This is a genomic window from Mixta sp., assembly GCF_024610815.1.
In the GTDB taxonomy this organism is placed as follows: Bacteria; Pseudomonadota; Gammaproteobacteria; order Enterobacterales; family Enterobacteriaceae; genus Mixta; species Mixta calida.
On sequence record NZ_JANION010000245.1, the window covers coordinates 1 to 10,939 of the forward strand.

Consider the following 10,939-nt stretch of genomic DNA (forward strand, 5'->3'; position numbering starts at 1 on the left):
GCGTTAAGGCCGCTTTTTTTCTGAGAAACCATGCTTTTCCGTAGGGGGTTTTATCGTTTCGACGTCATGTAAGCGGCTAATGGCACTGGCGAAATATCGCCGCTGAGCCACACTTTATCTGTACGAAAAAAGGAGGAGCTATGCCCTACAAAGATCGAAGTTCACTGCCCGATAACGTGAAAAACGTTTTGCCGGCGCACGCGCAGGATATTTATATGGCCGCGTTCAACAGCGCCTGGGATGAATATCAAGATAAGAAAGAGCGTCGGGGCGACGAATCGCGGGAAGAGGTGGCGCACAAAGTGGCCTGGGCGGCCGTAAAAAGCAAATATGAAAAGGGTGACGACGATAAGTGGCATCCTAAAAAGTAGCCTCTGGGCCGGGCGCGTCGGTGGCCGTACCAGACGCGTCCGACATAGCGGTGCGCCAGGCGTGCGCCCGCGCATTTTCTGCAAAAATTCCCCTTAAATCACTCAAGAGTTGCCTTGAACCGCCGATGCTTTTTATAGCGTCATTTCCTTTTGTGATCGGTTTCACACTTGAAGGCGAGAGCAAAAATGAATAAGGTCATTTAACGTTAGCGAAACGACAGATAAGCCAGCGTTCTGGCTGAGGATAGCGTCTGTTCGTCACCGGGACGTGGTGATGCGGTTGAGGAGGCAAGGTTGTTAACACGCGAATTCTTATTAAAAGCAGACTGTAAAACCGCTTTTGGCGAGATTGAAGAGTCGCTGTTATGGACCTGTGAGCAGCGCGCGGCATCGCTGGCGGCGACGCTGGCCTGTCGGCCTGATAACAGTCCGGTATGGATTTTTGGCTATGGTTCCCTGATGTGGAATCCGGTATTTGAAGCGGAGGAAATCGCCGCCGCCACGCTGCCGGGTTGGCATCGCGCTTTTTGCCTGCGCCTGACGGCGGGACGCGGCACGGCGCAGCAGCCAGGCCGCATGCTGGCGTTGAAAGAGGGCGGCACCACCACCGGGCTCGCTTTTCGCCTGCCGGACGATCGATTGCATGAGGAGCTGGAGCTGTTATGGAAGCGTGAGATGGTCACCGGCTGCTATCTGCCCAGCTGGCGCGAGCTGACGCTCAACGACGGCCGTCAGGTGACGGCGCTGGTGTTTGTTATGGACCCGCGTCATCCGCTTTATGAGTCCGATACCTGCACCCGGACCATCGCGCCGCTGATTGCGCGCGCCAGCGGTCCGCTGGGCACTAACGCGCAGTACCTCTTTTCACTGGCGCAGGAGCTGAACCGACGCGGCATGGAAGACGCGGCGCTGACCGATCTGGCGGAGCAGGTGCGGGAATTACAGGTTTGCCATCATCATTTACAGGGCTAAAAAAGCCGCCCGGGAAGGGCGGCGAACAGACCTTTACTTATCGCCGCGAGGCGGGTTGATCAGCCAGGTCCCGGCGCGATTAATCTCCAGCTGCTGGGCATGGACGCCGTCCTGCTGCTGCACCTCGATGCGGTAATTACCGGCGGCCAGGTTCAGCGAGGCATAGCCGTTATTGCTCGGCTTCACGTCCAGCACCTCTCCGTTCAGCTTCACCGTTTCATTACTGCGCAAACGCAGATAGACGGTCGCCAGCGTCGGCCCGTTGCCCTGCGGCGGCGAGGTTTGCGTAGCGGCAGGCTGGGCTTTGACGGCCGTGGCGGCGGGCTGCGTCTGCTTATCGCCGCTATTGAGCAGCACGGCAATGGCGATCGCCGCCAGCAGAGCGCCGCCGCTCAGCAAAATCAGCGGCAGTGAAAGGCGGCGCGGCGGGCGCGTAGTGAGCGGCTCGGCGCTGGCGGCGCCATGGTTGACCGCCAGCACCACCGGCTCCGGCGTTGTCTCGATCGGCTCTGGCTCCGGCGCTTTCTCCTGCGCGACGCTGACCGCGCTCACCAGTTCCTGCACATCGCTGACCGGTAGCGAGATCAGCGTCGCCAGCTCATCAATGGACTGCGGACGTTCGGCAGGCTTCATCTTCAGCGCGCGATCCACCGCATGCAACAGCGAAAGCGAGTAGCCGGCGGGCTGACGCTGCGCCAGCGGTTGATAGTGATCCTCAATGCAGCGCACCACGCTGGCTGGCGGCGGACTGCCGGTAATCAGCGTGTGCAATACCGCGCCAAGCGCGTAGATATCGGTCCATGGCCCCTGTTCGTTGTCAGCCTCTTCGCTGTACTGCTCTATCGGCGCATAGCCGGGCTTCAGCATAATCTCCGTCTCATCGGAGAGGTTGCCGATCTCCTTGCGCGCTGACCCGAAATCGAGCAGCACCGGCAGCTGGTTATCCTGGATCTGAATATTGTCGAGCGCGATATCGCGATGCAGGTAGCCTGCCTGATGAATCGTGCTGATGGCGCCGAACAGCGGCGGCAGCAGCTGACGAATCCAGGCTTCATTAATCGTATCGGGATGCTGCTGTTGCCACGCCTTCAACGACATGCCGCTGTACCATAGCGTGCCCATATAGGCGGTGCCGTTTTCTTCCCAGAAGCGCAGCACATGCAGCAGACCGGGATGGTTAAAGCGCGCCAGCAGGCGCGCCTCCTGAATAAAGCTGTTCAGCCCGGCGTTAAACAGTTTGCCGAAGCGTTCGCTGCGCAGGCCCAGCGAGAGATCGTCATTACGTACCGCCAGCGACGCGGGCATATACTCTTTAATGGCGATGGTGCGCTCCAGCAGATGATCCCAGGCGCGGTAGACGATGCCGAAACCGCCGCCGCCAATCACATCCTTGATTTCAAACTCATTGAACCGGTGGCCCGCCGGTAGGGCGCCAACCACCATATTCTGTTCTTCTTTTGCCGACATAGTTGCCACTCTCTGAGCGTTTACGGCCTGTTTACTGCAGGCACGCGCCTGCGTTTAATTTAGGGTGCGGTATGCGCCAATCGCCGGATCGGCGAGATCGGGATGGAGCGCATCCACCAGCATCACGGTAATCTTCTGGCTGGCTGGCAGCTGGCTCGCCCAGGCTTTGCGCGCCGCCTTCACGCGATCCCTTACCGCGCTCAGATCCTGCGCCGCGCTTTTATCCATCTGTATCAGCAGCGTGCCGTTAAAGCGCCAGATGTGCAGCTGGTTATCGAACGGCAGCAGCAGCCAGCTGGCTTCCGCGCTATCCTTCGCGATCACCATGCGCTGATTATTAATGCTGACCACGCTTAGCGTCTTATCGTTAGTCTTCAGCCCGGTCAGGGGATAGCCCTGCCAGAACGTCACCGCCACCGGCTGACTTTTGCCGTTATTGACCAGCGTCAGTTCGCTGTCGCCCTCCAGCCAGCCTTCGGTCGAACAGCTGGCATTGCGGTTATCGGGAATAAACAGCGACTGACCGTCATCGTCCCACCAGGTACGGAAATGGCAGCCGCCCGGCAGCTCAAAATGTTGCAGCGGCTCGCTGTTGGCCGGACGCGACAGATCGAGCGGCGCCGCGTTGTTGGCATTCGCCGCCACAGTGGCGTCGGCGGTCACCACTGGACGCCAGTTCTGCGCTTTTACCGCGGTGCCGCTGGCCAGCGAAGCGCCCGCCTTATCGGTCATCTCCCACGGCAGCTCCTGTAATTTTCCGCACTGATTGGCGAGCAGGGTACCGACACGCGGTAAAAAAGTCGTTAACACATCGGACGTTTTGCTTTCGCCGGAAACAATACGCAGGTGCAGCGTATCCTGACACCAGTCCTGCGGATCGTTGCTGGCGACATTATCAATAAACACCTCCAGCGCCATGCTGGGGGAGTAGACCACGCGATAATTCTCCGCGCTGGCTGCGGAAGCCAACAAAAGCGTAATTACGCCGGACAACCAGTATTTCATAACGTTCCTTGATGTTAACCGCGAGGCGGCAGCAAGCGTGCCGAATCAGCCAGTGACTGTAATAAAGTGGTTTCCTGAGGCGATCCGATCCAGATGGCGACCGCGCTCAGATTGTCATTTTTCCGCGTCCTGTCAACGGCCTGCTGCATCAGGGTCAACCACTCTTCGCAACTGTTCACCATCCGCAGCGCCTGTTCCATCTCGGCGACGGCCAGATGAAGCCAGAAACCGTCGCTGCAGACCAGAAAAGCATCGCCATCCTCCAGCGCGACTACGTCGCTGTAGCTGGCCTCGCGCATCGTTTCGGCGCCGAGCGCATTATAGAGTAAATTACTGTTAATGCCGGTATTTTCATAACCGGCATCCTTCATTCTCTGCGCCAGGCTATGGTCGCGCGTCACCTGTTTCAGGTAGCCGCGACGGAAGTGATAAATACGGCTATCGCCCGCGTGCGCCCACCAGGCGAGCTGTTGCTCCCGGTCGATAAACAGCGCCGCAAGAGTGGTGCTCATACGCTGCAGTTTCGGATTAATCTGCTGCGCTTCGCGGATGGCGCGATCGCTCTTTTCGATCGCCTGACGACTGTCGTCGGCGCTGAAGCGATCGGTGGTCGCCAGCGTTTCCAGCAGCGTATCGCAGGCGATATGCGCCGCCTGCTCGCCGCCGGGCAGACCCGCTACGCCGTCGCACACCACAAAGCAGGCGTTGCGGTCGGTAAGTCTGTGTCCGACCCGGTCCTGATTATGGCTGCGCTCGCCCTGTTGCGAGGTAATGGCAAAGGCGATATTCATTCGTTCTCCATCCGCATTTGAGAATCTTTATACTGGTTTACTTCCATATCATAGGCGTGCAGGAAGGCTTCGCCGAACAGTGAATGGAAATCGTCCTCCAGCTCGCCCGCCGTGCGCTGATAGCTGCGCATAAAGTAGTCCCAGAGCGCCGCCTTGCGGTGCGGGGTAAAGCGCATTTTCGGCAGCTGTCCTTCCTGGCGCGCATTCTCCTCCAGGCGCTGCGGGTTAAAGGATTGCAGCATGGCGGCGATAATCGCGCGGATGCCGGCAATCATCCCCAGCTGGTGCGCCTGGAGGTCGACCAGCGCGTCGCGCACCGCCTGTTCCGGCTGCATAAAGCCGGGCATCTGGCTCTGGTACATCTGCATCAGCACCGTTTTGCCGGAGGGCAGAATTTTAAACGGGTTATTCGCCTCATTCAGGATCATGGTCATCTCCGCTTTGACCCCGCGTTTCAGGATGGAACGCGAGGAGAGCAGCGCCACGGTGCCTTGTGAAAACAGGCTGAGCATACGTCCCGTCATGCGCATTTGCTCTTCCGTCAGCCCTTCATTGCCGTGATTATCCAGCCCCATGCCGTCCAGCAGCGCCCGAATCAGCTTTTCATCGCTGGGCGCCTGTTGGTCGCTCCGTTCGCTGTGCTCGGCGCGCTCCACGCGATCGCGCGGTAGCGGATCGATATCCAGGCGCGCGCCGCTGTGGGCACTGGCGCGACCGGCCGCGCTTTCCGGCGACAACGGCTCAAGCGTGGCGGTGGCCACCGGCGCCGCGTCGTTTTGCAGGATGCCGAGCGGATCGCCGCTCAGGCTCTGCTGCTGGAACAGCGACAGCGGATCGAGGCTGCTGGCGAGATTCTCGCTCATCGTTTCATGCTGCGGATCTTTCACTTCAATCTGGTAATCGCCGATGGTCAGCATATCGCCATGATGCAGCGTCACCGGACAATCGCGCTCCAGCGGCTGGCCGTTCAACACTACCGTGGTGACGCTGCCGCGATTGGTAAGGCGACATTCGCCCTGCGCGGAGACATGCACCACCGCCTGCAGGCGCGAAATCGCCCGCGCTTCGTCCGGCAAAACCAGATCGTTATCCTGACTGCGGCCAATGGTGCCGCCGGGCGGTAAAAAATCGACCGTCTGATGGGGCACGCCTGTCTGTTGCACAATGGTAAATCGCATGATGGTTCCTGCATCAAAAGTCGGGATAAAAAGCGCTACTCAAACATCGGTGGATAAAGGCCGTTACGCCCCGGCTGCGCGCCGGCCGCCGGGTTAAACAGCAGGGAAAACAACTGCGCGTTCAGGATGCCGCTGTGCTTGTGAGTGGCATGCGGAAAGCCGTCGCTGCGGTTGCTCCACCAGTAGCTGATAAAGTGCTGCGGATTAAAGCGATCCCCGACTTCGCGCCAGCTCAGCGTACAGGGCAAATCCTGATAGCCGATCACATCCATAATCGGCGAACGCGCTTTTTCCGGCGCGGGCAACGGCGCCAGCGCCAGCAGGTTCTGCTCCAGCGTCTCGACCGCCAGCGGCTCGCGCACCGCCTGCAGCAGACTGGCGCCCAGCTGACGATACCAGTCGCCCGCGATAATCAGCTGCGCCGGATGCCACTGTTCAGGAGTAAAGGTTTTCACCGCCACCAGCGGCCAGATGCGGCCGACGCGATCGCGCGAGGGAAGCAGGCAGCCCATCTGAATGCGCTGAAAACCGGGCGTAACGGGTATCACGAAATTCCACACCGGCGCGCGCAAAAAGGCGTCCGCGTCGGCCGTCTGCTGATGCCACTGCGTGACGCCCTGTTGAAACCAGTTAGACCAGCCGGTGACCAGGCTCTCCGCCAGCCGCCGTTGCAGGAAATCGCCGGTGACCGGTAGTTTGCCATACCAGCCCGGCGCTAATTTCTGCGCCATAACAGTTACCTCACTGATACCGATTGTCCGCCGCTGGAGGTCGGCGCCTCGGCGGCCGCAAACCTGTTGCCGTCACGGCCCGAATCGGCCAGGCTGGCGGCCAGCTTGCGCATCATCAACGCATTGTCGCGTGCGAAAGGCGACGACTGAATCTGGCGATCCAACAGCTGGCTGAGATGCCAGTCAAGCTGCTGCAGATCGTGCGTGGTGACGCTGGCAGGCAGGGTCCGCTGTAAGTTTTGCATCAGCCAGCCGCGCAGGAATTCGCCATCATAGTTGCGCGGCTGATAGAGCATCTGATAGGCGCGCAGCGCATTGCGGCTGAATTCGCTGTCGCCGCCCTTATCGCTGCCCAGAATGCGCGTAATTTCCTGTGCCACGCGCGGCAGCAGCAGCGATTTCAGCGCATTCTGATACAGCACCCAGGCGGCGTCGCTCACCTGATCGCCGCGGTAAAGCCCGGCGCGCATGCTGAGCGGCGGATTGTCGAGCGAAAAGCTCTCCACCTGCGGCAAATTCACCAGGCTGTTCAGATAGGGTAGCAGATCGAAAATGGTGCCGGTGTTTTGCCGGGCAAGTTCCGCCCCCTGGCGCGTCAACGGTGGAACACGTTCGGCAATCTGCTGTAAATAGTGCTGGTTTTGATAATAACTGGTGAACCAGAAGCCGCAGGCCAGCACCAGCGCAGCGGCCATCGTGCCGTAGCTGAACCAGTGCAGCAGGCGATTGCGCTCTTCCCAGCGGCTGTCGCTGCCCGCCAGGCCGCTCTCTTCAAAAATCAAATCGCTCAGCAGATGGCGAATAAAGTAGCTCTGTCCCTTGTTGCCGGGGATTGGCGCGGCGCGATTAACGCTGTCCCAGGCGGCGATGGAGTGCTCGCCGGTGCGCGGCAGTTGCAGCTTGCGCGTCAGCTGACCCATGATGCGATCGAACGGCAGGCCTTCCTGCGTGCCGCTGGTGAAGAACAGGCCGCGCGGCGACCAGCCGACCGCGCCGCCGACCGGCGCGAAGACGATCTCAAGATATTCCGCCAGCAGCGGACGCAGCGAGGCGAACTCCTGTGGAAAGAGGAAGCAGTCGGCGCGCTGCACTAAATCGTTCTGCTGGTCCATGCGGTGCGCCACGTCGCGCTGCAATTGCTGCTGCAACAGGGTGAACTGCTGTTCAAAATGGGCGTTCAGCGGCTGGTTGGCTTCGCGTCCCGGCTCCCAGGGGAAAGTAAAACCCCAGATGCGGTCGCGCTGCTGCTTATCCAGCGTGGCGAAATAGCCCATAAAGCCTTTCAGCAGGTCGGTTTTGGTCACCATGATATAGACCGGGAATTGAATTCCGGTGTGCTGGTGCAGCTCCTGCATGCGCTGCCGCAGCGCGGTGGCCTGGGCGTAGCGCGCCTCCGGCGCGTCGCTGAGCAGATCGGCGACGCTGATGGTCATGATCACGCCATTGACCGGCTGACGCGCGCGATAGCGCTTCAACAGAGCGATAAAGGTTTGCCATTCGCTGGCGTCGCGGGCGCGCTGGCTCTCCTGCAACGTATAGCGTCCTGCGGTATCCAGCAGCACCGCGCGGTCGGTAAACCACCAGTCGCAATGGCGCGTGCCGCCAATGCCGCGCACGGCGCTTTTGCCGAGGCTGTCGGTCAGCGGGAACTCCAGCCCGGAGTTGAGCAGGGCGGTGGTTTTACCGGCGCCCGGCGCGCCGACGATCACATACCAGGGAAGTTGATAGATCCAGGGGGCGCTGTAGCGCTGTAAGCGTCCGCCGCGACGGCGGCCGAACTGCGTTTTTTTCAGCAGCGTCATCGCTTCGTTAAAGCGATCGGTCAGCATATTTTCCGTGGCCTGCTGCTCTGCCGGATCGAGCGCCGCCTGCTGTTGCAGGTTGGTCAAAAGGCGACTATTAAACCAGGCGTTATAAAGCCGCGGTATCAGTTGCAGCAGTATCCACAGGAAATAGCCGAGACCGATCGCCAGCTGGCGGTTAAACACCGACTCCAGCGGACGGCTGTTGCCGATGGTCAGCAATGGGCCGACAATCCAGATCAGGCAGGCGAAGGCGCTGATGCTGATAAATCCCCAGGCCAGACGGCTGGCGAACAGCGGGGGCCAAACCTTCTTCATTACGGCGTCTCCTTTTGCGCATGGTTGACCGGCGCCGGAGCGGCGAACAGGGTAATTTCGATACGGCGGTTGCGGGCGCGGTTCTCTTCGCTGTCGTTGGGCAGCAGCGGATCGCTGTCGCCGCGTCCCTCCGCTTTAATCTGGCGGCCCGGCGGCAGTTGCTGATCGAGCAGGGCGCCGATCGCTTTGGCGCGCGCCAGCGAGAATTCATAGCTGGAGGAGAAGCGACTATTGCGTGACGCGCGGTTATCGGTATAGGCCGAGACCAGCACCGTGCCTTTGATATCCTGCATCGCGGCGGCAACGCGCATCAACAGCGCGCGTCCGACGCTGTTCAGCGCAGTAGCGCCGGGATCGAACAGTTTATCCGCAGGCAGAATGATTTTGCTGCCGAACGGGCCGTCGCTCACCTCCAGTTGTCCGGCGGCCAGCACGTCGCTGAGACGCTGACGCAGATTAAGCAGCGACTGCGGCGTATCGGCTGTACGTGACAGTGTCACTTCAGGCAGCGGCGCCTGATAGATGGCGCGCAGCAGTGGTTCCGCCTGATTGCCCAGCCGCCAGTTCAGTCCGCTGTAGATCAGGCTGGCAATCAGCGCGGTCATAATAAGGCAGGCCCAAATCGGCACCGGCGGGCGCCAGAATTGACTGGCGAGCGGGCGGGTTTCAATTGTGACGCGGTCGGGCGCGGCGCCGCCCTGACGCGTTTCGTCGATCAGCTGGCCGAGACGGGCAACAATCGTGTCGCGCTGCTGGCGACCATTCTCCATGCCGCGATAGCGGCCTTCATAGCCGAGCAGCAGACAGTAGTGAATCACCTCCAGCAGCGCCAGATGCTGGGCAGGGGTTTGCGAAAGCCGGGAAAGCAGCTGAAAGAATTTTTCGCCGCCCCAGCTTTCGTTATGAAAGGTAACCAGCAGGCCGTTGCCCGACCAGACGCCGCGAATGCCCCAGGGGGTTTGCGCCGCGGCCTCATCAAGCGCGCTGCACAGACAATAACGGGCGCCGATAATGGTTTCAAACGGCAGGCCCGCACGCTTGCAGCGGTTTTCAAACAGACGCACTTCTTCGACCAGTTGCAGGCGCAGCCCGGCCGGATCGTCATGCGTGGCGGCCATACGAATATGCACAATGCTATTCAACAGCGGCGAAGCCGCTGCCAGTAATATGTTCTCATTGCTCGTGTTGTGTGCGTCACGGGCAGCGTCTACAGGCGTCATTGAATCACATTATTCCAGACTGAAAATATCCCATCTTCAGCAGTAACCGGGAGTTCCTGCCGGACTGCGCGCCGGCAGGCGTTGCTTAATCGAGGATCCAGGTGGCGGTATTCGCTTTGCGACAGGCTTTGCTGGCGCCGCCTACATCAACACAGACCTGCTTACTGGCGCGACGCGGACGCGGACGATCGTTGCGCAGCGCCTCTTCGTAGCGATCGGCGGCGACTCCCGCTTTCATCGGCACGTAGCCGATAAGCTGGGTATCATCCGCGTCGGCGATCGCCAGCCAGTTGTTTTCCACCTTGCCCAGCACCTGGAAATGTTTGCCGTTTTCCAGATAGCGCACCACTTTTCCGCCGTAGTCGGGCGAGGTCATTACGGAGGCGTCGTAGAGCGCGCGCCAGGTCTCATCAACCGGCGTGAACTCCGCGGGCGGATTCACCGCATGACGATGCACCAGCGTCACGCCGTTGACGGTGCTGCTGACCAGCGTATCGTCATTAACGGGCGGCGGCGGCGGTTTACAGCCGGCGACGGTCAGAACAGCGAGCAATGTCAGCGCGAAACGAATTTTCACTTTGATCCTCACGATCTCATCAGGTTATCTGGACAAAAGCCAGACCGGGTAGCGCAGAAACGCGGCGGGCAAGCCTGACGCTTGCCGGGCTGTGACGCGGCTGGCTGGAAAAAATTGCTCAGATTTACAGAAAGATAAAACCAGGCTCAGTCTACCTGACACTTTTGAGATTTCAAACTATTGCACGGGTCTGTTTCTCATGTTATTTGCCGCCGCGCGCAAGGCGGAACGGCGTTTTATCAGGTAACGCTTTGCGAAGTATAGTCAAGGCGTCAGGCGCAGCGCGGGCTTAATCAGGGGAGTGAAAAAAGTGGACAGAAGAAAAGGCGAGACGGCGATAAAGCGTCCCGACGACGCGGGCGCGTCGTCGGGCCAGTAATTTCAGAATTTACAGACGGAAGTGACCGGCGGTTTCCGCCAGCTCGTTGGCCTGGAACTTCAGCGCGCCGGCGGCAGCGGTTGATTCCACCACCAGTTCGGCGTTCTGCTGCACCATTTCGTCGAGCT

10 protein-coding genes are annotated in these 10,939 nt (G+C 60.1%); 2 read left to right on the forward strand and 8 right to left on the reverse strand.

What is annotated here, in order from left to right:
* Positions 1 to 140 precede the first annotated feature (140 nt).
* The gene (gene chaB / locus MYY08_RS18575) at positions 141 to 371 is read left to right on the forward strand and encodes a putative cation transport regulator ChaB (protein WP_038626456.1); all 231 of its coding nucleotides are present in this window, start codon (positions 141 to 143) and stop codon (positions 369 to 371) included.
* A gap of 294 nt (positions 372 to 665) precedes the next feature.
* The gene (locus tag MYY08_RS18580; RefSeq protein WP_038626454.1) at positions 666 to 1,343 is read left to right on the forward strand and encodes a gamma-glutamylcyclotransferase; all 678 of its coding nucleotides are present in this window, start codon (positions 666 to 668) and stop codon (positions 1,341 to 1,343) included.
* Positions 1,344 to 1,376: 33 nt separating this feature from the next.
* On the opposite strand, the gene MYY08_RS18585 is transcribed toward MYY08_RS18580, so the two are convergent.
* From MYY08_RS18585 to MYY08_RS18620, 8 genes are all read right to left on the reverse strand, one after another.
* A complete protein-coding gene (locus tag MYY08_RS18585; protein ID WP_038626452.1) occupies positions 1,377 to 2,810 on the reverse strand; it encodes a serine/threonine protein kinase in 1,434 nt (477 codons plus the stop codon).
* 54 nt (positions 2,811 to 2,864) lie between these two features.
* A complete protein-coding gene (locus MYY08_RS18590; RefSeq protein WP_288015452.1) occupies positions 2,865 to 3,815 on the reverse strand; it encodes a hypothetical protein in 951 nt (316 codons plus the stop codon).
* A 14-nt stretch (positions 3,816 to 3,829) separates the two neighbouring features.
* Positions 3,830 to 4,606 carry a PP2C family protein-serine/threonine phosphatase gene (locus tag MYY08_RS18595; RefSeq protein ID WP_038626447.1) on the reverse strand — a complete coding sequence of 259 codons (777 nt, stop codon included), beginning with the start codon at positions 4,604 to 4,606 and terminating at the stop codon, positions 3,830 to 3,832.
* A complete protein-coding gene (gene tagH, locus MYY08_RS18600) occupies positions 4,603 to 5,784 on the reverse strand; it encodes a type VI secretion system-associated FHA domain protein TagH (RefSeq protein ID WP_084970552.1) in 1,182 nt (393 codons plus the stop codon). The genes MYY08_RS18595 and tagH overlap by 4 nt, the downstream gene beginning before the upstream one ends.
* 35 nt (positions 5,785 to 5,819) lie before the next feature.
* Positions 5,820 to 6,515 carry a type VI secretion system-associated protein TagF gene (tagF, locus tag MYY08_RS18605; protein ID WP_038626445.1) on the reverse strand — a complete coding sequence of 232 codons (696 nt, stop codon included), beginning with the start codon at positions 6,513 to 6,515 and terminating at the stop codon, positions 5,820 to 5,822.
* A 5-nt stretch (positions 6,516 to 6,520) separates the two neighbouring features.
* Positions 6,521 to 8,635 (reverse strand): type VI secretion system membrane subunit TssM, encoded by a 2,115-nt coding sequence (gene tssM / locus MYY08_RS18610; RefSeq protein ID WP_038626444.1) that lies wholly within the window; start codon positions 8,633 to 8,635, stop codon positions 6,521 to 6,523.
* Positions 8,635 to 9,855 (reverse strand): type IVB secretion system protein IcmH/DotU, encoded by a 1,221-nt coding sequence (gene icmH, locus MYY08_RS18615; RefSeq protein ID WP_038626443.1) that lies wholly within the window; start codon positions 9,853 to 9,855, stop codon positions 8,635 to 8,637. The genes tssM and icmH overlap by 1 nt, the downstream gene beginning before the upstream one ends.
* Positions 9,856 to 9,940: 85 nt before the next feature.
* Positions 9,941 to 10,432 carry an SH3 domain-containing protein gene (locus MYY08_RS18620; RefSeq protein WP_084970553.1) on the reverse strand — a complete coding sequence of 164 codons (492 nt, stop codon included), beginning with the start codon at positions 10,430 to 10,432 and terminating at the stop codon, positions 9,941 to 9,943.
* Positions 10,433 to 10,939: the final 507 nt, after the last annotated feature.